Genomic DNA, 25,866 nt, shown 5'->3' with positions numbered 1-25,866 from the left:
GCAGCATCTCAGGATCTGCGGCGCGTTTTTCGTTATGGGATTGGCAAATGAGAACGCTCGGACTGATCGGCGGGATGAGCTGGGAAAGCTCTGCCCAGTATTACGCGATCCTCAACCGCGAGGTGCGTGCGAGGCTTGGTGCGTCACATAGTGCCAAGGCCATGCTGCATTCGCTCGATTTCGGCGAGATTGAGCAGCTTCAGCATGCGGGTGAATGGGGCACGCTGGGCGATATCATGGCCGATAGCGCGCGGCGGCTGGAGGCGGGCGGTGCGGATGTGATCATCCTGTGCACCAATACAATGCACAAGCTTGCCGATCGGATAGAGGCGGCGAGCAGTCTCCCATTCATCCACATTGCCGATCCCACAGCGGGGGCGATCAAGGCACGTGGCATCACACGAGTTGGCCTCCTGGGCACGGCCTTCACCATGGAACAGGACTTCTATCGTGGTCGCTTGCACCGAGAGCACGGATTGGACGTGACGGTGCCTGATGAGGCTGATCGCGCCGAGGTTCATCGCATTATCTATGAAGAACTCATTGCAGGGAAGGTGACCGAGGCCTCACGCGCCGCATACCGCGCGGTGATCGCTCGACTTGTCGAGCGGGGAGCGCAAGCGGTTATCCTTGGCTGCACCGAAATCATGCTGCTCGTGCGCGACGAAGACAGCGCGGTTCCGCTGTTTGACACGACGTCGCTGCATGCCCTTGCTGCGGTCGACTTCGCGCTGGCCTAGCGAGCCTGCCTAGCCTCGCTTGTAGTGGTCCCCCACTCTGATCCCGAGGTTCGCTGCCTCGACCTCGTCCCCTGCTTCGTTCACCAGCGCGAGACGCAGCGGGCTGCCGGTTGCAGTGTCATACATTTCAAGCGGTGATGGTTCACCGGTGATGGCTTGGCCCCAGTCGGCAATGGCCAGGAAGGGAACAATCAGTTTCCGCCCGAACGATGTGAGGACATAGGCCTGGCGTGGCCGAGTGCCGGGATCCTGATAGGTTACCTTCTCCAGAAGGCCTTCGTCGACCAGGCGGGCAAGCCTTTCCGTCAAGATGGAACGGGAGATCTCAAGGTCTGCCTGCATGTCGGCAAAGCAACCGACGCCATACAGCGCTTCTCTCAAGATCAGCATGATCCAGCGATCGCCGATCAAATCGCTCGCGCGCGCCATGGGGCAGTCGGTCCGGGCGACCGGCGGGGCACGGCGAAGACGCAACTCGCCGAGGCTAGGGTAGGTTTCGCCGGAATCCGACTCTGGGTTTGACATTGGGACTCAGACTCCTATAGGACTCCCTGTGTTCTAAATGGAGACTCAGGTTTTGGCCAGCACAACGGACTCATTGAAGACAGATGATCCACTGTCTGATTTCGCCCCCCTCGAACTCACCTTTCCGAACGACATGGGTGCCGACGTAACGCGAACGGTCTACCGCGCGGGAGAAGGGCCTGCGGTTATCGTCCTGCACGAGATGCCCGGGATCAGCCCGCATGTTGCGCGCTTTGCCCGGTGGGTAAGGGATGCCGGCTTTACTGTCTGGATGCCTTCGCTATTTGGCCGTGACGGCGCGGTGCCAGATGCCAAGGAAGGTGGGGCCGTGTTCCGCCGTGTGTGTATGGCGCGTGAATTCAACGTCATGGCGGGCCAGGGGTCCAGCCCTGTCACCGTGTGGCTGAGGGCGCTTGCCGCTCATGCCCACACCGAGTGTGGCGGCAAGGGCGTTGGCGCGGTTGGCATGTGCTTTACCGGAAACTTCGCGCTCACGATGATGCTCGAGAAATCGGTGCTCCTTCCGATCCTGTCGCAGCCGTCATTGCCCTTGGACAATCCCGCAGCGGTCGAAAGCGACGCAAAAGAACTCGCGATGATTCGCAAACGCCTTGAAGAAGAAGACCTGGAGGTCCTTGCCTACCGCTTCGATGGTGACAAGATCTGCCAGGCGGCTCGCTTCGAAGCCTATAGGGCCGCGCTTGGGCCCCGCTTCGTCGACAAGCAACTGCCCGACTCCGCCGCGAACAGTGATGTCTCGCCGTTCTTTGCAGAGCACGTCAACTATCCCCATAGCGTCCTGACGCAGCACCTCATCGACGGGGACGGGGAACCGACTATCGACGCACGCGATGAAATTCTTGCCGCGCTAAGCGAACGTCTGCGGGACGCGGCTTGAATTCTTGACTCGAGGAAGCCTGATCAGGCCCCTTCGCTTGTCTCACGGCGCCGTACCAGGTCCTTGAGTCGTGCTACACGATCCGGCGGCAGTATTTCCGCCGGATCGTAGTAACCTTCGAACTGCGGTATGCCTTCCGGCGGCGTCACCCAGGGCATCTTCTCGCGCAGGTGGACCACAGCGTCCGGAATCAAAGCTTGAGGCTCATCGAGCGTGCCAACCCTGAGTCCCGCACCCAGGCGTCCAAGACGCGGGTAATAGCTCCACACGGCAGCGCCGCACTTGCTGCAACGGCAAATCGTATGAGGCCCGCCGCTACCGGCGGTCACGACATGCTCGGTCAACTCTCCGCTTTCCAACGTGATCCGTTCCGCTTCGTAGAATGCGTTGACCACGCTCGTCGAACCGGTCTGGTGCTGGCATTGGGTGCAGTGGCAGTTGTTGGTGAAGATCGGATTGCCCGCGACGCTGTAGCGTACATGCCCGCATCCGCATCCGCCGCCCCGTTCGCGTTCTGCCATCGTAGTGTCCTTCGTCCATTGGAGCGGTTGATATTCCTCGGCATGCGGTCGGTAAAGCTAGCAACCGGCGCCGCACTCACCCCGCTGGAGCTCGACCTGGATGGTCGCGTGTCCAATGCGATGATGGTCCGCAAGCTCATGTGCGACTTCGCGCAGAAAATCGTCTCCAGGATGGCCCGCTGGCATTACCAGATGGGCGGTCAGCGCGGTTTCGGTCGTGCTCATCGGCCAGATATGCAGGTCGTGCACTGCATTCACGCCGGGCAGCGAGCTGAGATAGGCGCGGACTGACCGCTCGCAGATGCCCCTGGGTACGCCGAGCAGGCTCATCGCCACGCTGTCCTTGAGCAACCCCCAGGTTCCCCATGCGATCACCGCAACGATTGCCAGGCTGACGAGTGGATCGATCCAGCGTGAGCCGGTGGCGATGATGGCTATGCCGGCGACCACGACACCGAGGCTGACGAGTGCGTCAGCAGCCATGTGCAGGAAGGCACCCCGGATATTGATATCGTCATGCCGCCCGCGCAGGAACAGCAGGGCGGTGGCGGTGTTGATGACGATCCCGATCCCCGCAACAATGACCATGGTCTCACCCTGCACGGCGGGTGGTTCTGCCATGCGATGGAGCGTCTCGAAGAGAATTGCCCCAATCGCCACCAGTAACAGACCGGCGTTGGCCAATGCGGCCAGGATGGTCGAGCTCTTGTAGCCGTAAGTGAAGCGATCGGACGGCGGGCGCTTGGCAGCAATGCTCGCGCCCCAGGCGAACAGCAGGCTGAGCACATCCGAAAGGTTGTGGCCCGCATCGGCGATCAGCGCCATCGAGCCCGAGATCCAACCATACGCAGCTTCAACCACGACGAAGGCGGAATTGAGGATGACGCCGATCAGGAAGGCCCGGCCAAAATCAGCTGGTGCATGACTGTGACCGTGGCTGTGCCCATGATCATGAGAATGCCCGTGACCCAAGCTACTTGCTTCCTTCCCGTCCGTTTCGCTGGCAGTGCGAATCTACCCCAAGAACGAACCGATCCTGTCAGCGCTCAAAAAAATCAAGCAAAATCAGGTAGATATAGAATATCATATTGTGCAATGTTATATCATATTTCACGCCAATCTATGTGCAAGCTCCTGTTTGCGCGGCTTATTCGTAAATACAGGAGTCGAGCGCGTCCCGACGGACCACTCCGACGCGGGCGGCAATCGAATTGCCGTGCCGCCGCAACCAGCCAGTGGGGTTCTTGACCGACCGTTGCTTGGGCAGGGGCAGGGCTACCGCCATCCGACCGGCCTCGAGCGGGGTCAGGCTGGCCGCGGACCTGCCGAAATAGCGGTGAGCCCCTGCTTCAACGCCATAGGTGCCGATGCCGGTCTCGGCGACATTGAGATAGACCTCCATGATCCGCCGCTTGCCCCAGATCTTCTCGATCAGGACCGTGAAGTAGGCCTCCAGCCCTTTGCGGAAATAGCCGCCGCCTTGCCACAGGAACACGTTCTTGGCGGTTTGCTGGCTGATCGTCGAGCCGCCCTTGATCCGACCGCCCCTGGAATTGTTCTCGATCGCCTTCTCGATCGCTTCGCGGTCGAAGCCGTCGTGGCTGCAGAACTTGCCGTCTTCGCTGGCGATCACCGCGCGCGCCATGTTGCGGTCGATATTGGAAAGGCTGGTCCAGTCCTTGGTAATGCCGTTGCCGTCCATGACCATCGTCGCCGTGACGGGCACCGGCACGAATTTGAAGAGCAGGACCAGCGCGAGGCTGAGACCGATAAAGCCCAGCAGGGCCTTGAACAGGAAACGGGTGACGCGGCGCATTGGCGTGGCTTAACCGCGGCCTTTCCCGCGTGCAATCGTGTCGCTTGCCGCGCCACGCATCGCGTGCTTTGATCGACCTGGATAAGTCGCAAAGAGGAGCGGAGATTTATGGGATATAGGCGTAACATTCTGATGGGCGCTGCGCTGGCATTGGCGTTGGGTTCGACCCCGGCCAACGCCGATCCCGCGGCCGTCGCTGCGGCGGTGGAGGCCGACTATGACGGCCACCTCGAGGACTTGTTCCTGCATTTCCACGCCAACCCCGAGCTTTCCTTTCTCGAAACCAACACCGCGAAGCGCATGGCTGCGGAACTGCGGGCTGCCGGCCTCGAAGTGACCGAAGGGGTCGGGGGTACGGGCGTGGTCGGGATGCTGCGCAACGGGCTGGGGCCGCTGATCCTGCTGCGGGCCGACATGGATGGATTGCCGCTGCCCGAAAAGTCGGGGCTGCCTTATGCCTCCAAGGTCACCCAGACAGGCCAGGACGGCCAGGAATATTCGGTCATGCACGCTTGCGGGCATGACGTGCACATCACCTCGATGGTTGGCACGGCGCGGCGGCTAGTGACCATGAAGGACCAATGGTCGGGCACGCTGATGTTCGTCGTGCAGCCTGCAGAAGAACGCGTTGGTGGCGCTGTGGCGATGCTAAAGGACGGGCTCTACGAACGCTTTGGAAAGCCCGACTACGCACTCGCCTTCCACGTCGCGGCAGACGTCCCCACCGGCAAGCTGGTCGGACCGGAGCGGCTGGTGGGTTCGAGCGCGGATTCGGTCAACATCACCGTGCCCGGTATCGGCGCGCATGGTGCGGCGCCCGACACGGGCCGTGACCCGGTCTATATCGGCGCCCAGATCGTCGTCGCCTTGCAGTCGATCGATAGCCGCGAGATCAACCCGCTGCAGCCGGTGGTGGTGACCGTGGGTTCGTTCCATTCGGGCACCAAGCACAACATCATCTCCGACCGGGCCGACCTCCAGCTTACCGTGCGCGCCAATGACGAGAAGGTGCGGGCGCAGACCATCGCCGCGATCGAGCGGATTGCGGTCAATATCGGCCGTGCGCATGGCCTTCCCGAAGACAAGCTGCCCAAGGTCGAGGTGGTCGAAGGAACGCCGGTTACCAACAATGATCCCACCCTGGCCCGGCGCCTCAACGCCGTGATGCAGCGCACTTTCGGGGACGATGTGTTGTTGCCTGACGAGCAGACTTCGATGGGCGCGGAAGACTTCGCCTTCTTCGTTACCGAAGATCTGGGCGTACCGGGCTACTACTTCTCGGTTGGCGGCACGCCGCAAGCGGCCTTTGATGCGGAGAAGAACGGAGGCCCGCCGGTTCCCTCGCACCATTCGCCGCTGTTCAAGATAGCTCCACGGGAATCGGTCACGCTGGGAACGCAGGCGATGGTCGCTGCGGTGCTCGACCTCGCGCCGGGCAGCTAGTCCTTCGCATATTTCCCGGCCAGCTCGCTGCCTTCATGCCAGCGCGGGCTGGCCGGGTCGTCGGCGATACGTTCGGCCAGTTCGAGCCAGAAGTGGTTGAAGGTCTTGGCGGCCTGCCAGTCCATCAGCTGCTGCGGGTCATCCTGCGGCTTGTGGTAGCCGGTGCGGTACCAGTGGCGGTAGATCCGCTCACTCTCGCTCCCCGGCTCGAAACCGAAGGTGAAGTTGAGGAACGGGATGCCCGCCTCCATGAAGGGGCGATGGTCGGTTCGCAGGATCAGACGCCGCTCGGGCTCGGGATCGTCCTGCAGCACGAAGCCGTATTTCGCAGCCAACGCCGCCGCATGGTCGCCCATGGTGCTGTCGGTTCGTCCGTGGGTCGTTAGCCGCTCAAGCGGGAAGATCGGTCGCAGCTGGTCGAGGTTCAGCACGCCCGCGATCTTCGCCAGCGGCCAGGTTGGGTGCGCGGCGAACCAGCGCGATCCGTGCAGGCCCAGTTCTTCACCCGTCCATACACCGATAATGATTGGGCGCTTGAGGCCCTTGCCCCGCCGGGCCTCGGCGAATTTCAGCAGCAAGGCGACATAGGCTGCATCGTCGAGCGTGCCGTTATACAGCGCATCGCCATCGACCGCATGACCGAAGCCGTAGCCATCGAGGTGCGCACCGAGCAGGATCGCCTGGTCCGCAAGCGCCGGATCGGTACCGGGCAGGTAGCCGATGACATTGGGCGAACTGTACTGGCTGGTGCGCAACACGGTGGTCAGCCGCACTGTGCCGCCGTCGAAGGACGGAAGCGGTTCTCCCGCCGCGCCCTTGGTGACGAGCGTCGCCGCGTCGTGCCTGGGCACCAACCTTCCCAGTGCATCTGCGTTAAGCAGGATCGACACGAAGCTGTCGGCGGTCGGGATTTCTCTAGGCGTCGAAACAACCTTGTTATAGGCGAATGGCCAGCGGGGCGGCTCTATGGTGAAGCCCGGATCGGCAATCTGGATGATCGCGGCAGCGCCCGCAGCCCGAACCGCCGCTTCGCGTTCGGGATCGCTGGGCAGCCCACTGCGGCGCGTGTTGTGGCAAATCACCACCCGACCGGCGACATCACCCAGATCACCGGCACCGCAGTAGCCGCGATAGGATAGCGCGTAGCTTGCGCTTCGTGGCAGTCCGGGCTGCGGGCGCACAACGAAGTCATCGAGATGGTGCAGTCTGCCCACTTCGCCGTCCAGGGTCGCGAAGGACACCGCGACCTCTTCCAGCGGGACGCGCTGATACCAGCTGCCATTCTCGCCCAATGGTCGGAAGCCCGCCGCCGCCAGCTTGCTTGCTACCAGCACCGCCGCACGTTCGTGCCCCGGAGAACCGCTGGCGCGGCCCTCATAGGCATCGCTCGACAGTTCCGTGGCGAGATCCCACCACGCCTTCGTTTCGGGGTCGGTCGGTTCGCCTTGATGATTGGCAAGCAGTGCCGCCCCTGCAAGCAGGGCGCAGATCAGTTTCGCAGGCTTCAAACGACAGTCTCCCCCGGTCGCGCTGGACCGGGGGAGACTGGAGTGTTCACCGTCGATGTCAATCGCCCTGGGGCAATTGCGCGGGCCAGGTCCTGATCAGGCCACGCCCGGGAGCAGCCGTTCCCCGGCGATGCGCTGCATCGCCTTCTGCAGCTTCTCGAAGGCGCGGACCTCGATCTGGCGAATGCGCTCGCGACTGACGTCGTAGACCTGCGACAGCTCTTCGAGCGTTTGCGGGTTGTCCGTCAGGCGGCGCTCGGTCAGGATGTGCTTCTCGCGCTCGTTAAGGCTGCCCATCGCCTCGACCAGCATTTCGTGGCGCACGTCGGCTTCTTCGGCATCGGCGACCAGCTCGTCCTGCAGCGGACCGTCATCGGCCAGCCAGTCCTGCCATTCGCCCGAACCTTCCTCGCCATTGCGCATCGGCACGTTGAGCGAACCGTCGCCGCCCATCATCATCCGGCGATTCATGTTGACCACTTCCTGCTCGGGCACGCCGAGGTCGGTCGCGATCTTGGTCACGTCGTCGGGATGGAGGTCGGTATCCTCATAGGCGTCGAGGTTCTTCTTCATCCGGCGCAGGTTGAAGAACAGCTTCTTCTGCGCGGCGGTGGTGCCCATCTTCACGAGCGACCAGCTGCGCAGGATATATTCCTGGATAGAGGCCTTGATCCACCACATCGCGTAGGTCGCGAGGCGGAAACCACGATCGGGCTCGAACTTCTTCACACCCTGCATCAGGCCGACATTGCCTTCGGAAATGAGATCCGAAACGGGCAGGCCGTAGCCGCGGTAGCCCATGGCGATCTTGGCCACGAGCCGCAGGTGCGAAGTGACGAGCTGCGCGGCAGCTTCGGGGTCCTCATGCTCGGCATAGCGCTTGGCGAGCATGTATTCCTGCTCAGCCGTCAGCACGGGAAACTTCTTGATTTCGGAGAGGTAGCGATTGAGGCTCTGCTCACCGCCGAGCGCCGGGACGCTCAAAGACTTGTTATTGCTCACTTATACCCTGACCTTTCTAGCGTCGACCTCGGCTGCGGGACCCCTGATGGGCATCCGGCTGTCGGGCCACTGAGGTTACTTATACTCGAATCTTGTCAAAATTGCACTGCGATTCATCGATTTCAACGAGCGGTTTCGTCGATCAGTTCCTGAAAATCTGCTGGTAAATCAGTGTGGAAATCCAAGCTTTCACCCGTGATAGGATGAATGAATCCGAGCCTTGCCGCGTGCAGCGCCTGTCGCCGAAACTGGAGTTGGTCCAGAACGGGCTTGAGGGATTTGGGCGTGCGACCATAGACTGGGTCCCCCAATAGCGGATGCCCGATTGACGCACAGTGAACGCGGACCTGGTGGGTGCGCCCGGTTTCGAGCCGGCATTCGATCAAGGTGGCGTGATTCAGCGTCTGCAGCGTTTCATAGTGCGTGACGGCGCGCTTCCCCCGGCTGGAATCGTCCGGCAGCACCGCAATCTTCTTGCGATCCTTGTCCGACCTCCCGATGCGACCGAAAATGGTCCCGGATCGCGGGTTGGGGTAGCCGGCGCACACCGCCAGATATCGGCGGGTGATCGAATGGTCGGCGAATTGCTTTGCCAGGCCTTCATGCGCGGCATCGGACTTGGCCACGACCAACAGGCCCGAGGTATCCTTGTCGATCCGATGGACGATACCGGGTCGGGCGACCCCGTTGATGCCCGAGAGCCTCCCTGCGCAATGGAACAGCAGCGCATTGACCAGGGTCCCGTCAGGATTCCCCGCGGCAGGGTGCACGACCATCCCGGCGGGCTTGTTGACGACGATAAGGTGATCGTCCTCGAACACGATATCGAGCGGGATGTCCTGCGGTTCGGCGGCAAGCGGTTCGGGCGGGGGCAGGGCGATGCTGAAATAGGCGCCGGCCTGCATCTTCACCGATCCACTGTTGGCAAGCGTCTTGCCCACCGTGACCGCCCCATCGGCAATCAGCGCCTTGACCCGTTCGCGCGATAGGCCGCTCGCTTCGGCCAGAACCTTGTCCAGGCGACCCGCAGTGGCCAGGGTTCCCGTGATGATTTCTGGCTCGGTCATGCTAGGGCCATGCGCGATGGCACTCGAAGTCTCAAGCGTGGTGATCGATCGACTGCTTGTGGAGGCAGAGCGATCCCATCCCAATGAATGCTGCGGCCTGCTGTTCGGGGCGACGGATCGGATCGAATCCAGCGCCCCCGCTGCCAACGTTCACGCCTCGCCGCAGTCGCACTTCGAGATAGACCCTCAGGCGCTCGTCGATGCACACCGCGCAGCCCGCAACGGGGGCCTTCGGCTGGTCGGCTATTACCACTCGCACCCCAATGGCATCGCAGAGCCCTCTGCCACGGATCGGGAGATGGCTGCTGGCGATGGGATGGTGTGGGCGATTGTCGCGGCAGGGCGAGTCACATTTTGGCGTTCGGGGGATGCAGGTTTCGCCCCGCTTCCCTATGAGGCTTGCCCTCGCTAAGACACCATCGCAAACTTCATCACTGGGATCCCGATGGACGACCGCCAATCGATCGACCTTGCAGCCATGTTGTGTTCGCGGCTGTGCCACGACATGCTCAGCCCTGTGGGCGCTCTCTCCAATGGGCTTGAGCTGCTGGCGCTCGAGACCGACCCTGAAATGCGTGCCAATGTCATGCAATTGCTCGACCAGAGCGCCAAGATCAGCACCAACAAGCTCAAGTTCTTCCGCCTGGCCTTCGGTGCCGCCGGGGGTTTCGGCGATCAGGTCGATGTCGAGGAACCCAAGGCGCTGATCCAGGCCCTGGTGGCGGACAAGGCTAACGTCGAGGTCAACTGGGCCCTGGCCGGCAGCACGATGGCGAAGCCCGCGGTCAAGGTACTGCTCAATTTCGCGCAGATCGCGATCGATGCGCTGGTGCGTGGGGGCACGCTCGACGTGGGCGCCGAGGTGCGCGATGGTGCCACCGAGATCGTGGTTCGCGCGACGGGCCCCAAGATCGCCTTCGACGAGACGATCGGCAAGGCGCTCGACGGCACGCTCGATCGGACCGAATTGTCGAGCCGCACCGCTGCAGCCCACATGATCGCCTTGCTGGCGCAAGAGAACGGCGGCGGCCTGCAATATCACCGATCGGCCGATGCCCTGGTCCTCGGTGCCGTCCTGCCGCAATCCGGAGACCTGATCGGGTGACAGGAGACGAGCTCGTCCACCGGGAGCGCCCTTCGCCCAACTTCGACGATCGCGCGCTACCGGTGACGATGGCCGTCATCCATTACACCGACATGCTGGGACCCGAGGCCGCTCTCGAGCGGATGTGCGATCCCGCTGCCAAGGTCTCCGCCCATTACCTGATCGCCGAAGACGGTACTGTCACGCGCCTCGTGCCTGAGGCCAAGCGCGCCTGGCATGCCGGTGCGTCATACTGGCGTGGCACCCGTGACGTGAATTCGGCCAGCATCGGTATCGAACTCGACCATCCGGGACACACCAACGGGTATCGCGACTTCAGCGAGGCTCAGTTCGAGGCGCTGGTTCCCCTGCTCGCGCGGATCGTGCGGGCTCACGACATTCCCCGCGCCAACGTGGTCGGCCATTCCGACGTGGCGCCTGCGCGCAAGCTTGATCCGGGCGAGCTGTTCCCGTGGGAGCGGTTGGCGGAATACGGGCTATGCCTGCCGACGCCGAAGATCGAACTGGGCGACCCCTTCGACAATGATGGCGCCTTCTACCTCGCGCTCGAACGCTTCGGTTATGACATCACCGATGGGCATAAGGCAGTCGAGGCGTTCCAGCGCCGCTGGCGCCCCCGCAGGATCGACGGCGAGATCGACGGCGAGGTGCGGGCGATCCTGTTCCAGCTATTGCTCGACCGGGACCGCGGAGCGCATAGGTAGGGCCGGATGGACGCAAATTGGTGGAGGGCGGACGTTGGCCTGACTGCCGACAGTTTGACATGCACAGTCGGGAAGGATCAACGTCGCAGAACACGTGGAGCGACTGAGGTTATCCGATGCGTCTGACCCGCCGTAACATTGTCAAATCGATCGGCGCGACCAGCCTGGCGATCGCCAGCGGACGGGTCGGCGCAACAAGTTCACAGACTTTGGACGTGGCCGTAGTCGGCGCAGGCGTCTTTGGCTCCTGGACTGCTTGGCATCTTCGGAAGCGTGGCCTGAAGGTTGCCCTCTATGACGCCTATGGCCCGGGGAATGTCAGGAGTTCGTCCGGCGGCGAAAGCCGGGTCATTCGCCTGAGCTATGGCGGCGATCCGCTCTATTCTTCGATGGCGCTTGAATCGCTGGGTTACTGGAAAGCACTGTCGGATCGCCAGAGCACGCCGATCTTCTACCCGACCGGCGTCCTGTGGTTTTCGCCCGAGCGCGACCAATACATGCAGCGCAGCCTGGCATGGCTGGAAGCACAGAAGATCAGCCACCGATCGGGGAATGCCGATTGGCTTGGCAAGAACTGGCCGCAAATCCGCTTCGACGCGAATGAGGTGGGATTCATCGAGGAAGACACGGGCGGCCTCATCGCCAACAGGGCGGTACAGGCGACGGTGCGGGATGCCGGTTTGAAGCCGGTGATTGCGCATGTCGGACCACCCCGAAACGGGCAGGCCGGCGGCTTCGAATTGCCTGACGGGCAAAGGGCGCGAAAGCTGGTCTATGCACTCGGCCCGTGGTTGGGAAATCTCTTCCCCGGCACGCTGGGAGAGCGGCTCTCTGTTACCCGCCAGGAGGTCTTCTATTTCGGCCCCCCGGATGGTGATGACCGTTTCGCCGCTGGTCGCTTCCCCGTGTGGGCGGACTTCAACGGCGGCGATATCGTCTACGGCTTGCCGGATATCGAAGGCCGAGGCTTCAAAATCGCCTTCGATCGACACGGCCCGGCAATCGATCCCAATTCGCTGGAGCGAGAGCCGAGCAGCGAGGGAATTTCCATGGCCAGGGCATTCATCGCGAACCGCAGTCGGGAAGGATCAACGTCGCAGAACACGTGGAGCGACTGAGGTTATCCGATGCGTCTGACCCGCCGTAACATTGTCAAATCGATCGGCGCGACCAGCCTGGCGATCGCCAGCGGACGGGTCGGCGCAACAAGTTCACAGACTTTGGACGTGGCCGTAGTCGGCGCAGGCGTCTTTGGCTCCTGGACTGCTTGGCATCTTCGGAAGCGTGGCCTGAAGGTTGCCCTCTATGACGCCTATGGCCCGGGGAATGTCAGGAGTTCGTCCGGCGGCGAAAGCCGGGTCATTCGCCTGAGCTATGGCGGCGATCCGCTCTATTCTTCGATGGCGCTTGAATCGCTGGGTTACTGGAAAGCACTGTCGGATCGCCAGAGCACGCCGATCTTCTACCCGACCGGCGTCCTGTGGTTTTCGCCCGAGCGCGACCAATACATGCAGCGCAGCCTGGCATGGCTGGAAGCACAGAAGATCAGCCACCGATCGGGGAATGCCGATTGGCTTGGCAAGAACTGGCCGCAAATCCGCTTCGACGCGAATGAGGTGGGATTCATCGAGGAAGACACGGGCGGCCTCATCGCCAACAGGGCGGTACAGGCGACGGTGCGGGATGCCGGTTTGAAGCCGGTGATTGCGCATGTCGGACCACCCCGAAACGGGCAGGCCGGCGGCTTCGAATTGCCTGACGGGCAAAGGGCGCGAAAGCTGGTCTATGCACTCGGCCCGTGGTTGGGAAATCTCTTCCCCGGCACGCTGGGAGAGCGGCTCTCTGTTACCCGCCAGGAGGTCTTCTATTTCGGCCCCCCGGATGGTGATGACCGTTTCGCCGCTGGTCGCTTCCCCGTGTGGGCGGACTTCAACGGCGGCGATATCGTCTACGGCTTGCCGGATATCGAAGGCCGAGGCTTCAAAATCGCCTTCGATCGACACGGCCCGGCAATCGATCCCAATTCGCTGGAGCGAGAGCCGAGCAGCGAGGGAATTTCCATGGCCAGGGCATTCATCGCGAACCGCTTCCCGGCGCTTGCCGATGCGCCCTTGGTCCAGGCCAGAGTGTGCCAGTATACCAATACGTCGAACGGCGATTTCCTGATCGATTGGCTGCCCGGCAACAGGGATGTCCTCCTGATAGGCGGAGGGTCTGGCCATGGTTTCAAACATGGCCCCGCCGTGGGCAAGCGTGCGGCCGAATTGCTAGTGTCAGGCTCGGCACAGGCGGAACCTCGGTTCTCGCTGGAGACCAAGGGGATCAACACAAATCGCCAAGTCTATTAGACCGCAACTGGTTTCCCGATGACCGGGATAGATCGCAAGGTCAGCCTTCGGGTCGTTAGCTGCCATTCGCGCTTTCCTACCGAAATGCCCTCATGCCAGATCCCGAGCGTGGACTTGGCAGCTCTCTCATCCTCAACCGGCGTCGCTTCGTCATGGTCCTGCTGGCGCGGTGTTTTCTTCTGCAGGACCCTGTTCCATGTGTTCCATCCAGCAGGGTTACGTCCGGCCAATCCAATTCCGGTCCAACACGGCTTTTGCTTGGCGAAATCGGCTCGACACCCTATTTGCTTACCCGCCAGGGGGCCGGGCAGCCGCGTGCCGCAAGGCGCGAGGAAAGTCCGGGCTCCACGAAGCAAGGGTGGCGGGTAACGCCCGCCGGGGGTGACCCCAGGGAAAGTGCCACAGAGAGTATACCGCCGATGGTCCCTAAAGGGCTCAGGCAAGGGTGAAAGGGTGCGGTAAGAGCGCACCGGGGCGCTGGCAACAGGGTCCGCATGGCAAACCCCACCCGGAGCAAGGCCGAATAGGGGCGGCGCGCCGCAAGGCAGGTGTGTTTCGCATCGACCGCCCGGGTTGGCTGCTTGAGCCATGGAGCGATCCATGGCCCAGACGAATGGCTGCCCCTGCGGATACGGTCCGGTTATCGGATACCGTCGGCAGGACAGAACCCGGCTTACAGGCCCCCTGGCACCTCTCTCGGAAACCTGCCGTGCTAGGCGAGATCGGTCTTGTCGATCGCAATCACGCTGTCGGTTTCGACCGCCTGGATGGTCCGGCGCGATGTGCCCTCAAGCACCAGCGCGGTCAGGCGCCCGCTGCGAAAAGCGCCGGTGTCAATGCCGATGCGGTGGTCGGTCGCCTCGACAGTGTCGAAGATCGTGTGGCCATGGATCACCACGTGGCTAAAGGGCTCGGTGTGCTTGAGAAAGCGCTCGCGGATCCAGCGCAGGTCGGACGGCTTCTGATCTTCGACCGGACGCTTCGGGTTGATCCCGGCATGGACGAAGACATAGTCGCCTGCGACGATCATGTCCTCGAAACTGCTCAGGAACTTGCGGTGCTTGGCAGGGACCAGCTGGGCAAGCTCGCCCTGCAGCTCTTTGATGGTCAACTCGTTGTAGCGCTTGCGCTTGATGCCGTAGGACAGGATCGTTTCACGGCCGCCATGCTTGATGAAGTGGCGGAGCATTTCCTTGTCATCGAAGGACTCCAGGAACATTTCCTCGTGGTTTCCGGCGATGAAGCGAACTGTGCGGGTCTTGGTCCAGGCCCGTGCCCGGTCGATCACACCCGAGCTGTTCGGTCCGCGGTCGATCAGGTCACCCAGCAGCACCACGGTGGATTGCGCCGCCGGAGCGGATGCGTCGTCGGCCTCGATCGCCTCGATCAGCGCGTCGAACAGGTCGAGGCGCCCGTGTACGTCCCCGATGACGTAATACCGCTCGCCCGCAGGCACCGACGCCAGGCGGCGTGGGGCAGGTTTCTCCTTGAATAGCTGGCGTAGCGATCGGAGCATTGTGCGGTTGTGTTGTGGTCCATCCCCTGGCCTGCGCCTGTACGCCGGCCTCGCTGGGCAGATAGGCGCAAGCCGCTCGCGCGGCAACCGCGACCCAGCCGACCGATCCTGCAGTTGCGAAAACACCACAGCTTTTGCTGCATATGCGAAATGTTGCCACACATATCTTGCGCGCTGGGTCCGTTCGATGCACAAATCTTTCTGTATCCGCACGAGGAGCCGATCAAACCAGGCCCCGACGGATTCGCAGGTGGGACGAAGCGACACTCGTTGAGGAGTTTGTAATGCTGACGTCCTTTCGTGGCCTAATGGCCGTTTCGCTCGCTACGGTGAGCCTTCTTTCCGCCGCGCCGGTCATGGCGCAAGATGAAGAGTCAACCGACGAAACGTCGGCTGGCGGCTTCACACTGTCGGGTAATGTTGCCCTGACGACCGACTACCGCTTCCGCGGCGTTTCGCTGTCGAGCGGCGACCCGGCAATCCAGGGTGGCTTCGACGTTGCCCATGAAAGCGGCTTCTATGTGGGCACCTGGGCCTCGTCGATCAGCGGCGGTGACGCTTATGGCGACATGGAGCTCGATGTCTACGGCGGCTGGAGCGGTGACATCACCGATGGCGTGAGCCTCGACGTCGGTGCGATCTACTACATCTACCCGACCGAGGATATCGGCGCCAATGTCGACTACTACGAGTTTCTGGCTTCGGTTGGCTTCTCGCTCGGCCCGGTCGAAACCACGCTCGGCGTCGGCTATTCGCCCGATCAGGACTCGCTCGGCGATGACGACAACCTCTATCTCTATACCGATGTTGGCGTGGGCATCCCCAATACGCCGATCACCCTGACCGGCCACATCGGCTACACCGATGGGGCGCTGGCTCCGCCGCTGCTCGCCGGCGCGGACGACGATACCGGTCTCGACTGGTCTATCGGCGCCAGCATTGCGCACGGTCCGTTCGAATTCGGTGTCGCCTATGTCGGCGTCGAAGGGCCTTCGATCAACGAGTTCACCGATGATGCCGTGGTGGCCACGATTTCCGCCAGCTTCTGAGAATTTTTGGGGGCGGTATTCCCGCCCCCCATTTTTCATTCGAGTGCAAAGTCGACCGTCGTGACGACCCGGACCTTCTTGTAAGGCGTGTCGCCCACGCCCCAGCCGCCGGCTTCTCCGTCGCGGGCCTCAATCGAAAAATACCCCTGCGTCGCCTGCCTGATCGAACCGACGGCAGCGCCGCTGTCCTTGGCAAACTGCTCCGCAGAGGCGCGTGCGTCCTTGGTCGCTTCGGCGACCATGTCCGGTTTTACCGCATTGAGCCCGGTGAAAGTGTAGTTGATCCCAGAGCCGTCCTCTAACACCACGCCGCGCCGAACCAGTTCCACCTGCCGGCGCGAAGCTTCCTGCGCGCGCTTGATGTCCCTGGTGCGCAGTACCATCCGCTGCTGAACGGTGTATCGGGTTATCCCGTCATTGGTGTAGCTTGAGACATTGACGCCTGCCGGGGTTAGCTCGTTGTCGGGAAAGCCGAGCTCCTTGAAAAAGCTACGGATTGCGGCGGCATCGCGGTCGGCCGCCGCCTGTGCTCCGGCCAGGTCCCCGGCGATGCCCGCGTAGGAAATGGTCCAGGTCGCCAGATCCGCAACGACATCGCGCTCGGCAAGCCCCCGCACAGTAACGCTCCGTTCCGCCGCCTTCATCCGTACCAGCCCGTCACCGAGAACGAAGCCGCCAGCCATGATCCCCACGGCAAGGATGGCGGCGCTGCCGAGCCAGCGACGCATGGTTGAATCGCCGCGGGCTTTCATGGCACCCTCGGTTTCCTCGGACGAATCTACGGTCATGAGTGATTCCTTTCGCTGCTGCGATCCAGGCAGGGGTAGATAGGAGTGCTACGATGAACCGTGCTTTAATGTCGACGAATGGAGTTAGTTTTGACCAAGTACCTGCACAGCATGATCCGCGTTTCGGACCCGGATGCCACTGTCGCTTTTTTCGAGCTGATCGGGCTCAAGGAAGTGCGCCGCTTCGACAGTGAGCAAGGACGGTTCACGCTGATCTTCCTTGCCGCGCCGGGCGAAGAGGGCGTGGCCGAGGTCGAGCTGACCTATAACTGGCCGCCCGAAGAGGGCGAGCCGGAGACGTATTCAGGCGGGCGCAATTTCGGCCATCTCGCCTACCGCGTCGATAATATCTACGAGACCTGCCAGCGCTTGGCCGATGCTGGCCACATCATCCACCGCCCGCCGCGCGATGGGCATATGGCCTTCGTCAAATCGCCCGACGGCATTTCGGTAGAACTGCTGCAGGAAGGTTACCTCGAACCCGCAGAGCCTTGGGCCAGCATGGAAAATACTGGCAGCTGGTAGCTACTCTCTCACTGGCGATAGGGGTTGCGCGGGTCGTCCGGGTGGATCGTGGTCATTCGCAGGATCACGAAGCCCACCAGGGCCGATATCAGCGAACCCAGCAGGGTGCCGATCTTGGCCTCGTCGATCAGTTCGCGCGAACCGGGGAATGCCAGTTCGCCGATGAACAGCGACATGGTGAAACCGATGCCGCACAGGATCGATACGCCCCAGATCTCCGGCCAGTTGGCCTGATCGGGGCGGGGGGCGAAGCGCAGCTTCTCTGCCGCCCAGATCGCCGCGAAAATGCCCACCTGCTTACCCAGGAACAGGCCCGCGGCGATCGCGAGCGGCAGGGGTGCGAGAATTCCATCCAACCCCATAGTGCTGAAATCGACCCCGGCATTGGCGAAGCCGAAAACTGGGACGATCAGGTATGCGCTCCACGGCGCGAGCGAGTGTTCCATGCGTTCGACCATGGTATCATCGTCCTTGCCGCGCATGGGGATGGTCAGTGCAGCCACGACACCTGCGATGGTCGCGTGAACCCCCGAATTGAGCACGAGGAACCAGAGCACCAGGGCGAGGAGGATGAAGGGCTCGAAGCGCGAAACCTTCGCGCGGTTGAGCGCATACATCAGGCCAACCACGACGGCCGCAGCCACGAGATAACCGAGCTTGAGACCAGAGGTGTAAAACACGGCGATGACCAGCACCGCCCCGATGTCATCGACGATCGCGACGGTCAGCAGGAACAGGCGTAGCGACGCGGGAACCCGATTGCCGAGCAGGCCCAGCACACCCATGGCGAAAGCGATATCGGTAGCCGCGGGGATCGCCCAACCACCGGTCAGCGGATTGCCGAGGCCAACGATCGAGACGTAGATGAGCGCCGGGATCGCCATGCCGGCGGCGGCGGCGAGCACTGGGAGACGGCGCTGCGACGGGGACGAAAGCTGGCCTTCGATCCATTCGCGCTTCACTTCCAGCCCGACGACGAAGAAGAAGATCGCCATCAACCCGTCGTTTATCCAGAGATGCAATGTGTTGAGCTTGAAGATCGCTGCAGAGAACAGCGCATCATGGAATAGCGCGTGATATTCCGTATGCAGGGGTGAGTTAGCCGCAAGCATCGCGGCCGCGGCCACGACGATCAGCAGAATACCCGCTGAAGCGTCGCTGTCGAACAATGCGCGGACGGGGGCAAATACAACGCGGAGTGGGGTTGGGCGGTCATTCATATCGGGGCGCTCTCTTCCGTATTCCGTCGCCAGTTGCAAGGTCGAAGCCCGTCGTTGTTTATTGAGAGTTGCCATCAACCTGTCGCGTCGTTACAAGTTATGAAAAACGGGGTCGCGCTTGGGTCTGGATCAATTCACTGTTCTAGAATGGTTTTTGGTCGCACAGCATGAATTGCTGCTGTTCACAGCCGCGTTCTTTGCGGTGGGACTCATCGATGAACTTGCCATCGATCTGGCGTATCTTGGCCTACGCCTGAAACGGCGGTTCAAGACGCCAGTGGTGAATGGCGTCGAGCTGTCACGACGCCACCTCTCTGGACGCGCTGCGGTGTTCATTCCGGCTTGGCAGGAATCGGCAGTGATCGGCCCGACCATCTGCCACATGCTCGCCAATTGGTCACAGACAGGCCTGCGGATCTACGTCGGCTGTTATCGAAACGATCCCTCGACTATCGCCTCCGTGATCGCCGCTGCGCGAAGCGACACCAGGGTGCGTCTGGTCATCCACGGGGCAGACGGACCAACGAGCAAGGCCGATTGCCTCAATCGTCTCTACTCGGCCCTGTGCACAGACGAAACTCGCATAGGCGAGCAGGTGCGCATGGTCGTTCTCCACGACGCCGAAGACATGGTCGACCCGGCCGCACTAGGGCTGTTGGATATGGGTCTGTCGCATGCCGACTTCGTGCAGCTGCCGGTCCTCGCACTCCCGCAGATCGGGTCGCAGTTCATCGGCACGCATTATTCGGATGAGTTTGCCGAAGCCCACGGCAAGACCTTGGTAGTGCGGGACGCTTTGGGGGCGGCAATACCGGGGGCAGGCGTCGGCTGCGCCATCTCACGGGAAATACTGGCGCAATTCGGGGATGAGCCTTTCGCCCGCCATTCACTGACCGAGGACTACGAACTCGGCCTGCGCATCGCCGAGCGTGGAGGGCGCGGCCGCTTCCTGCGCTGCCGGACGCAGGAAGGGCGGCTCATCGCCACCCGTGCCTATTTCCCTGCCGAACTAAACATAGCCGTCCGCCAGAAGACGCGCTGGATGCACGGAATCGCCTTGCAGGGCTGGGACAGGCTGGGCTGGAGTGGCTCGCCGGTGAATCTCTGGATGCAGCTGCGGGACAGACGTGGCCCGTTCGGCGCGATACTGCTGACGCTGGCCTATGCGCTGATAGTAGTCAGCGCGCTTGCAACACTTGTGGTCGGACTTGGGCTTGCCAAGCCTTTGCCGCTGAGTTCGCTGCTCAAGGCGCTTCTGCTCGTCAATCTGTTCGGCGTGGCGTGGCGCCTAGGATCTCGTGTCGCATTCACGGCGCGCGAGTACGGTTGGCGGGTCGGCTTCATGGCAATCCCACGCCTCATGGTGTCCAATGTCATCGCCATCATGGCAGGGCGCCGCGCACTGCTGGCCTATATCGGCACGCTGCGCGGCGCGCCGATCGTATGGGACAAGACCGAGCACCGGGACCACCCGGCAATGAACCCGTCATTGGGGCAGATGGCCGGCTGATGGTGCACGAAACCCATCGACGCCGCGGCCAACCGATCATCTTCCTCGGTTCGCTGTTCGTCGGTTGGGCAGTGCTGCGGGTCCTGGTGTGGGAGCCGCCACAGCCGGCATCGGCTAATCCGCTAGACGTATCCGGCACCGCTAAAGATGCGTCTCTTCCCATTCGTACGGCGGAAACGAAGCTTGGCCAGGTGTCGGTGCGGCTCTCTTCCCCTGCGGGCCTGCGACCCAGTCGACGCGATGTCCGGCAGTGGGAATCGGACCCGCGTGCCACGCACATACCCACCCTCGAACCGCCACCCCATTCCCCGAAGGAAGAAGCCCGCCAACCGTTCGGTTCTCACATATTGGGGGAACCGGGCATTGCCATGTTGCCAGCGCCGAAGACATTTGCCGATTCGCCCGGCACGGTCGGGCCAGATCCTGCGATCCGCGTGCAACTTGCCGGCCCGGCGCGTCAGGCCGGTGCGAAGCGCTGGCGGATTGATGCTTGGCTGGTACTTCGCCGTGATAGCGAGACCCTGGGCACGTCTGGAGATCGTCCGGCAAGCTATGGAGCAAGTCAGGCAGGGGCGGTACTGAGCTATCGTCTCGCCCCGGCGACCCGGCTTGAGCCTGCTGCCTATGTCCGGACCAGCAAGGCCCTGGTGACGAACGGCGAGAGCGAGGGGGCGGTCGGAATCCGGGTTCGCCCATTCGCAAACGTGCCAGCCTATGCCCACGCCGAAGTCAGGGCGGTCGACAGCGGCGGTGCCGTAGAATTGCGCCCGGCAACGTTCGTGAGCTCCGGCTTGTCGGACGTTCCCCTAGGTTTGGGATTTGAAGGGGAAGGGTATGTCCAAGCGGGATACGTTGCTGGCGACTTCGCCACAGGCTTTGTCGACGGGCGAGTGACTGCTGTGCACTCCGTTGTGCGGGGCGAGACGGCGTCGCTTGGCGCAGGGTTCGGGGTTTGGGGCGGTGCACAGCGTGGCTCGGAACGGCTCGACTTCGGGCCCAGCCTTCAGGTGGCTTTCAGGCTTGGCCACGTGCCCGCACGCATTGCGGCCGACTATCGCATCCGTGTGGCCGGTAACGCCAGGCCGGATACGGGCGTGGCGATTACGCTTTCAACCGGCTTCTGACACGGTTCAGCTTTTATCCGGGCAAGTGCTGCGATAGGGCGATCCCATGGACGTCTACCTTCCCATCGCGAACCTGTCAGTCAACGGACTGTGGATCGTCGCGCTGGGCGGGCTGACCGGGTTCCTGTCCGGTCTTTTCGGAGTTGGCGGCGGTTTCCTGACAACGCCCTTGCTGATCTTCTATGGAGTCCCGCCGACCGTCGCAGCCGCTTCCGCTTCCACCCAGGTGACCGGCGCCAGCGTGACCGGCGTGATCGCCCATAGCCACCGCAAGGGTGTCGACTACCGCATGGGCGGGGTGCTTGTGGGGGGCGGCGTCATCGGCTCGGGCATTGGCGCACTGCTGTTCCAGTTCTTTCGATCCATCGGCCAGATCGATGTGGTGATCAACGCACTCTACGTCGTCCTATTGGGCGCTGTTGGCTTGTTGATGGCGAGTGAATCGGTTCGCGGCCTGCGTGGTCAAGCCGCCGCCACCCAGGCGCCGCGGCGGCGCCACCACCCGCTGGTTGCCAGTTTGCCCATGCGGTGGCGGTTTTACCGCTCGGGCCTCTACATTTCGCCATTGGCCCCTCTGATCGTTGGGATCTGCGTCGGCATCCTGACCATGCTAATGGGTGTGGGCGGTGGCTTCATCCTTGTTCCCGCCATGCTCTATATACTTGGTATGAGCGCCAGCGTCGTCGTTGGCACCAGCCTGTTCAACATCCTCTTCGTAACCATGGCGACGACGATGATGCACTCGCTGACGACCAAGGCGGTGGATATCGTCCTTGTCTTCCTGCTGCTCATCGGCTCGGTCTCGGGCGCACAGCTGGGTTCGCAGATCGCGATCAAGGTCAAGCCGGAAGTGCTACGCCTGATCCTCGCCACCATCGTCCTTCTGGTCGCCTTCCGCATGTTCCTCGGTCTGTTCTACCAGCCTGAGGAAATCTACACGCTGTACCCGCTATGAGGGCGGCAATGCTCATCCTCTTTGCGGTGCTGCTGATGGGGCAGCGCGACCCTATCCTCGTGCCGGAAGTCAGCCAGCACGAGATCCATGTGCGGCAGGGATTCACCGGGACCGAACTGCTGTTGTTCGGCGCAATCCTAGATCCAGGTGGCCGCGCAGCGGGGAACCAGTACGATATCGTGGTGGTTCTCAAAGGGCCTTCTGAGCCTGTCCGGCTGCGCGAGAAGGAGCGGTTTGCCGGGGTTTGGGTCAATGCCGCCAGCAGCGATTTCCGATCCGTCCCCTCGTTCTTCGCGATGGCTTCGTCGCGGCCCGTATCCGATATTGTCGATGATAAGACGGCTGCGATCTACGAGTTCGGCACCGACTATATCCAGCTCAGCCCCAGTGGCGTGATCGACCCGGTGGAACAGGCCCGGTTTGCCGCGGGTTTGGTTGACCTCAAAACTCGTCAGCAGCTTTACAAGCAAGATTTTGGTGGCGTCCAGGTCAGTGAACAGGTGCTCTACCAAGCGCGCATTTCGTTGCCGTCCAGTGTCACGACCGGCACCTATACGGCGGAAACCTTTGCGATAAGCCGCGGTCGTGTCATCGCGTCAGCCCTTGCCGAAGTCGAAGTGAAGAAGGTCGGTTTCGAACGGTTGATCGCAGATTATTCTCAGGAATGGTCGCTGATTTACGGGCTGTTTGCGGTATTCCTTTCCGTTGGGATGGGCTGGGCGGCCGGGCGCCTGTTCGCCATGATTTGATGGCATGGCCAACCCCTTAACATTGACGGGATTTTAACCCTTCTTGGGGCAGTAAGGACCGCGTCTGCGCACGGTGCGCAACAAGGGGCCGAGCCGAACCAATGACCGACATGGGTAATCCCAACTTTCGTACTTTCGATCCGTCCAAGGAAGATGGGGCAGAGCCTCCGCAACCGCGCGGAAATTCTCTGCGCGACCGCATCCGCCGGAGCGAACAGACGGTGAGCCAACCTGCGGTCTCGCGCTCGGGATATGTGCACCAGCCGCAACCCGATCCCGCACCTGCAGCTGAGTATGCACCAGCACCCGTAGCTGCACAGCCGGAACCGACCCCAGAGGTCTCGCCCGAAGCGCCCGCCGAAATCACGCCTGAACCGGTGCTGGGCCAGGCACCGCCGCGCCCCGAGCCCGAAGTTGTCGAGCCGGTGGAAGAGGAAGAAGCGAATGGGCCGGCCCAGGACGCGCCGGCCAGCGAAAACGCCTCACAGCCGATTGGCGTGGTACTCGAGATCGCGGGCTCGGGCTCGATGATCGCGATCGACCTTCAGCGACTTTCCGAATGCTCGGAGGATGAAGACCCCTCCGTAGCAATGGCAGGGCAGGTCGGCAGCCAGATCAAGATTCGCGTCGGCAACAGCTGGCTGCTCGCCAGCGTGCGCAACCAAAAGCAGGATCGCAAGGCCGGCAGCATCCTCGCCAACATCGACTTCCTCGGCGAAGGGGTCGAGGAGAAGCTCACGGGCCGACTGCATGGTTTTCGCCGCGGTGTGACCCGCTATCCGGTTCCGGGCGCGCTGGTCTTCCCTGCGTCGACCCCCGACCTCAAGCAGGTCTACGCCAGCGACGGTCGCAGTGCCGTCACAATCGGCAAGGTCTACCCGACCAAGGACATTCGCGCCGGTATCTACATCGATGCCATGCTGGGCAAGCACTTCGCGCTGCTCGGCTCGACTGGTACCGGCAAGTCGACCAGTGCCGCGCTGATCCTGCACCGCATCTGCCAGGCCGCGCCTGAAGGTCACATCGTGATGATCGACCCGCACGGTGAATATTCCGCAGCCTTCCGCCAGACGGGCGTGATCCTCGACGTCTCGAACCTGCAGATGCCGTACTGGATCATGAACTTCGAGGAGCACTGCGAAGTGCTGCTGACCAGTCACGGCAACGAACGTCAGGTCGACGCCGATATCCTTGCCAAGTGCCTGCTCGCCTCGCGCACCAAGAGCCGATTGGCCGAGACCATGGGCAAGATCACCGTCGACAGCCCGATTCCTTACCTGCTTTCGGACCTCTCGAACGAGATCCAGAACCAGATGGGCAAGCTCGACAAGGCGACCAGTTCGGCGCCCTACATGCGGATCAAGAACAAGCTCGACGAGTTGAAGGGCGATCCGCGCTACCAGTTCATGTTCTCCGGCATGCTGGTGGCGGACACGATGACCGACTTCATCGGCAAGGTCTTCCGCATGCCCTCCAACGGCAAGCCGATTTCGATCATCGACGTGTCTGGCGTGCCGTCGGACATCACCGCGACGGTGGTGGCCGTGCTCAGCCGCCTGGTCTTCGACTTCGCGATCTGGGGCCGCGAGGAACGTACAAACCCGATCCTGCTGGTCTGCGAAGAGGCACACCGTTACGTTCCCAGCGAGAAGAATGCCGACGGCAACTCGGTGGGCAAGATCCTCAGCCGTATCGCCAAGGAAGGTCGTAAGTACGGGATCTCGCTTGGCCTGATCACGCAGCGCCCGTCTGACCTTGCCGAAGGCGTGCTGTCACAGTGCGGTACGATCATCTCGATGCGCCTCAACAACGATCGTGACCAGGCCTTCGTGAAGGCCGCCATGCCAGAAGGTGCGCGCGGTTTCCTCGACAGCATCCCGGCGCTGCGCAATCGCGAGTGCATCATCTGCGGTGAGGGTGTCGCCATCCCCATTCGCGTCAGCTTCGACAATCTCGAAGAGGCCAAGCGCCCGGCATCGGAAGACCCGAGCTTTGTTGATTTGTGGAACCGGACCGGCGGCGAGGAAGACATCGTCAACCGCACCGTCCAGCGCTGGCGCTCGCAAGGGTAAATGCTAACCGATTGACTTTTCTTCGTGCTGTGAGAACAGAACGCCTGCGCTACGGCGCTTTGTTTGGTTTCCCCGAGTTGGATTCGAATTCTCGTGGAAAGGGAGCCAAATGAAGAAGATTCCGACTGTTTTCGTCATGGATCGCACCTCGCGACCCCATGCCATTACGCGCGAGTGCCGCGAAAAGTGGGTGCTCGCTGGCGAAGGTGTAGCTACAATCAAGTTCGATGGTACGGCCTGTCTGGTCAGAGGCGGCAAATTGTACCAGCGCTATAACTTGAAACTGGGTCGATCAAAGCCTCACGGCTTCATCGCGGCTGCTGACGCACCTGATCCAGTTACGGGCCATTTCCCCGGTTGGGTCCCTGTGCGGGAGGACGACCCAGGAAGCCAATATCATCTGGAAGCCTTCACTGGCAATGAACCGGACGGCACATACGAACTCTTAGGCCCGAAGATTCAAGGAGGGCGCTATGAGTTTGAGAGACACGTATTGCTGCCCCATGGTAGTCACCCTGTAAAAGTGGAGCGCAATTTCGATGCTCTGAAGGATTGGCTTGTTGCGCACCCGGAGCATGAGGGCCTCGTGTTCCATCATCCAGACGGCAGAATGGCGAAGCTTCGTCGACGTGACTTCGGGCTGCGTTGGTAGCTTTCAGCGTTGCTCCCACACGTTTCGTC

The 25,866-nt window shown here is 62.1% G+C and carries 26 protein-coding genes and 1 other RNA gene; 17 read left to right on the top strand and 10 right to left on the bottom strand.

Translation table 11 applies throughout. The features are described 5' to 3' along the window. Positions 1-47 precede the first annotated feature (47 nt). Complete coding sequence (locus HQR01_RS02030) at positions 48-740, top strand: aspartate/glutamate racemase family protein (RefSeq protein ID WP_173212129.1); 693 nt, start codon at positions 48-50, stop codon at positions 738-740. 9 nt (positions 741-749) lie between these two features. Here HQR01_RS02030 and HQR01_RS02025 read toward each other — a convergent pair whose 3' ends face one another. Then, complete coding sequence (locus HQR01_RS02025; protein WP_199800351.1) at positions 750-1,265, bottom strand: winged helix-turn-helix transcriptional regulator; 516 nt, start codon at positions 1,263-1,265, stop codon at positions 750-752. Between the two features lie 73 nt (positions 1,266-1,338). On the opposite strand from HQR01_RS02025, the gene HQR01_RS02020 reads away from it, so the two are divergent. Then, positions 1,339-2,163, top strand: coding sequence for a dienelactone hydrolase family protein (locus HQR01_RS02020; protein ID WP_234030216.1), 825 nt, complete (start codon positions 1,339-1,341; stop codon positions 2,161-2,163). Between the two features lie 23 nt (positions 2,164-2,186). Here HQR01_RS02020 and HQR01_RS02015 read toward each other — a convergent pair whose 3' ends face one another. From HQR01_RS02015 to mtgA, 3 genes are all read right to left on the bottom strand, one after another. Next, a complete protein-coding gene (locus HQR01_RS02015; protein WP_173212128.1) occupies positions 2,187-2,684 on the bottom strand; it encodes a GFA family protein in 498 nt (165 codons plus the stop codon). Between the two features lie 57 nt (positions 2,685-2,741). Next, on the bottom strand, positions 2,742-3,656 hold the full coding sequence (locus tag HQR01_RS02010; RefSeq protein WP_173212127.1) for a cation diffusion facilitator family transporter: 915 nt from the start codon (positions 3,654-3,656) through the stop codon (positions 2,742-2,744). 175 nt (positions 3,657-3,831) lie between these two features. Continuing rightward, the gene (gene mtgA / locus HQR01_RS02005) at positions 3,832-4,500 is read right to left on the bottom strand and encodes a monofunctional biosynthetic peptidoglycan transglycosylase (protein WP_173212126.1); all 669 of its coding nucleotides are present in this window, start codon (positions 4,498-4,500) and stop codon (positions 3,832-3,834) included. Positions 4,501-4,608: 108 nt separating this feature from the next. On the opposite strand from mtgA, the gene HQR01_RS02000 reads away from it, so the two are divergent. Beyond that, positions 4,609-5,943, top strand: coding sequence for an amidohydrolase (locus HQR01_RS02000; protein WP_199800350.1), 1,335 nt, complete (start codon positions 4,609-4,611; stop codon positions 5,941-5,943). Here the strand turns inward: HQR01_RS02000 and HQR01_RS01995 are convergent. The 3 genes from HQR01_RS01995 to HQR01_RS01985 all read right to left on the bottom strand — a co-directional run bounded on the left by HQR01_RS01995 (position 5,940) and on the right by HQR01_RS01985 (position 9,520). Then, complete coding sequence (locus HQR01_RS01995; protein ID WP_173212125.1) at positions 5,940-7,451, bottom strand: M28 family peptidase; 1,512 nt, start codon at positions 7,449-7,451, stop codon at positions 5,940-5,942. The two genes, HQR01_RS02000 and HQR01_RS01995, sit on opposite strands and share 4 nt — an antisense overlap. 96 nt (positions 7,452-7,547) lie before the next feature. Next, complete coding sequence (gene rpoH, locus HQR01_RS01990) at positions 7,548-8,453, bottom strand: RNA polymerase sigma factor RpoH (protein WP_173212124.1); 906 nt, start codon at positions 8,451-8,453, stop codon at positions 7,548-7,550. A 122-nt stretch (positions 8,454-8,575) separates the two neighbouring features. Further along, the gene (locus tag HQR01_RS01985; RefSeq protein ID WP_173212123.1) at positions 8,576-9,520 is read right to left on the bottom strand and encodes an RluA family pseudouridine synthase; all 945 of its coding nucleotides are present in this window, start codon (positions 9,518-9,520) and stop codon (positions 8,576-8,578) included. Between the two features lie 16 nt (positions 9,521-9,536). On the opposite strand from HQR01_RS01985, the gene HQR01_RS01980 reads away from it, so the two are divergent. The 6 genes from HQR01_RS01980 (at position 9,537) to rnpB (ending at position 14,369) form a co-directional block, all read left to right on the top strand. Then, on the top strand, positions 9,537-9,932 hold the full coding sequence (locus HQR01_RS01980) for a M67 family metallopeptidase (RefSeq protein WP_173212122.1): 396 nt from the start codon (positions 9,537-9,539) through the stop codon (positions 9,930-9,932). A gap of 33 nt (positions 9,933-9,965) precedes the next feature. Next, entirely contained in the window at positions 9,966-10,625 is a 660-nt protein-coding gene (locus HQR01_RS01975; protein WP_173212121.1) for a histidine phosphotransferase family protein, read from the top strand. Positions 10,626-10,693: 68 nt separating this feature from the next. Further along, the gene (locus HQR01_RS01970; protein ID WP_173216057.1) at positions 10,694-11,329 is read left to right on the top strand and encodes an N-acetylmuramoyl-L-alanine amidase; all 636 of its coding nucleotides are present in this window, start codon (positions 10,694-10,696) and stop codon (positions 11,327-11,329) included. A gap of 116 nt (positions 11,330-11,445) precedes the next feature. Then, positions 11,446-12,447, top strand: coding sequence for an FAD-dependent oxidoreductase (locus tag HQR01_RS01965; protein WP_173212120.1), 1,002 nt, complete (start codon positions 11,446-11,448; stop codon positions 12,445-12,447). Positions 12,448-12,456: 9 nt separating this feature from the next. Further along, positions 12,457-13,677, top strand: a complete 1,221-nt coding sequence (locus tag HQR01_RS01960; protein ID WP_173212119.1) for an FAD-dependent oxidoreductase — start codon at positions 12,457-12,459, stop codon at positions 13,675-13,677. Between the two features lie 295 nt (positions 13,678-13,972). Then, positions 13,973-14,369, top strand: an RNA gene (gene rnpB / locus HQR01_RS01955) — RNase P RNA component class A. Positions 14,370-14,389: 20 nt separating this feature from the next. On the opposite strand, the gene HQR01_RS01950 is transcribed toward rnpB, so the two are convergent. After that, positions 14,390-15,193, bottom strand: coding sequence for a metallophosphoesterase family protein (locus HQR01_RS01950; protein WP_173212118.1), 804 nt, complete (start codon positions 15,191-15,193; stop codon positions 14,390-14,392). Positions 15,194-15,477: 284 nt separating this feature from the next. Here HQR01_RS01950 and HQR01_RS01945 point away from each other — a divergent pair, with 284 nt between their 5' ends. Further along, positions 15,478-16,242, top strand: a complete 765-nt coding sequence (locus HQR01_RS01945) for a TorF family putative porin (protein WP_173212117.1) — start codon at positions 15,478-15,480, stop codon at positions 16,240-16,242. A gap of 35 nt (positions 16,243-16,277) precedes the next feature. On the opposite strand, the gene HQR01_RS01940 is transcribed toward HQR01_RS01945, so the two are convergent. Beyond that, positions 16,278-16,970: an SIMPL domain-containing protein gene (locus tag HQR01_RS01940; RefSeq protein ID WP_407644610.1), complete on the bottom strand. Its 693-nt coding sequence runs from the start codon at positions 16,968-16,970 to the stop codon at positions 16,278-16,280. A gap of 150 nt (positions 16,971-17,120) precedes the next feature. Here HQR01_RS01940 and HQR01_RS01935 point away from each other — a divergent pair, with 150 nt between their 5' ends. Then, the gene (locus tag HQR01_RS01935; RefSeq protein WP_173212115.1) at positions 17,121-17,555 is read left to right on the top strand and encodes a VOC family protein; all 435 of its coding nucleotides are present in this window, start codon (positions 17,121-17,123) and stop codon (positions 17,553-17,555) included. A gap of 8 nt (positions 17,556-17,563) precedes the next feature. Here HQR01_RS01935 and nhaA read toward each other — a convergent pair whose 3' ends face one another. Continuing rightward, a complete protein-coding gene (gene nhaA / locus HQR01_RS01930; RefSeq protein ID WP_173212114.1) occupies positions 17,564-18,775 on the bottom strand; it encodes a Na+/H+ antiporter NhaA in 1,212 nt (403 codons plus the stop codon). 154 nt (positions 18,776-18,929) lie between these two features. On the opposite strand from nhaA, the gene HQR01_RS01925 reads away from it, so the two are divergent. The 6 genes from HQR01_RS01925 (at position 18,930) to HQR01_RS01900 (ending at position 25,837) form a co-directional block, all read left to right on the top strand. Then, positions 18,930-20,285: a glycosyl transferase family protein gene (locus tag HQR01_RS01925; protein ID WP_234030215.1), complete on the top strand. Its 1,356-nt coding sequence runs from the start codon at positions 18,930-18,932 to the stop codon at positions 20,283-20,285. After that, positions 20,285-21,409 (top strand): hypothetical protein, encoded by a 1,125-nt coding sequence (locus tag HQR01_RS01920; protein WP_173212112.1) that lies wholly within the window; start codon positions 20,285-20,287, stop codon positions 21,407-21,409. Before HQR01_RS01925 ends, HQR01_RS01920 begins: the two co-directional genes overlap by 1 nt. 46 nt (positions 21,410-21,455) lie before the next feature. Continuing rightward, positions 21,456-22,364, top strand: coding sequence for a sulfite exporter TauE/SafE family protein (locus HQR01_RS01915; protein ID WP_173212111.1), 909 nt, complete (start codon positions 21,456-21,458; stop codon positions 22,362-22,364). A gap of 8 nt (positions 22,365-22,372) precedes the next feature. Further along, positions 22,373-23,113: a TIGR02186 family protein gene (locus tag HQR01_RS01910; protein ID WP_407644596.1), complete on the top strand. Its 741-nt coding sequence runs from the start codon at positions 22,373-22,375 to the stop codon at positions 23,111-23,113. 101 nt (positions 23,114-23,214) lie between these two features. After that, a complete protein-coding gene (locus HQR01_RS01905) occupies positions 23,215-25,185 on the top strand; it encodes an ATP-binding protein (RefSeq protein ID WP_234030214.1) in 1,971 nt (656 codons plus the stop codon). 109 nt (positions 25,186-25,294) lie between these two features. Then, the gene (locus HQR01_RS01900; RefSeq protein WP_173212109.1) at positions 25,295-25,837 is read left to right on the top strand and encodes an RNA ligase 1 family protein; all 543 of its coding nucleotides are present in this window, start codon (positions 25,295-25,297) and stop codon (positions 25,835-25,837) included. Positions 25,838-25,866: the final 29 nt, after the last annotated feature.

Source organism: Erythrobacter mangrovi (assembly GCF_013260645.1).
In the GTDB taxonomy this organism is placed as follows: domain Bacteria; phylum Pseudomonadota; class Alphaproteobacteria; order Sphingomonadales; family Sphingomonadaceae; genus Qipengyuania; species Qipengyuania mangrovi.
This window is presented reverse-complemented; position numbering and strand designations above follow the sequence as displayed.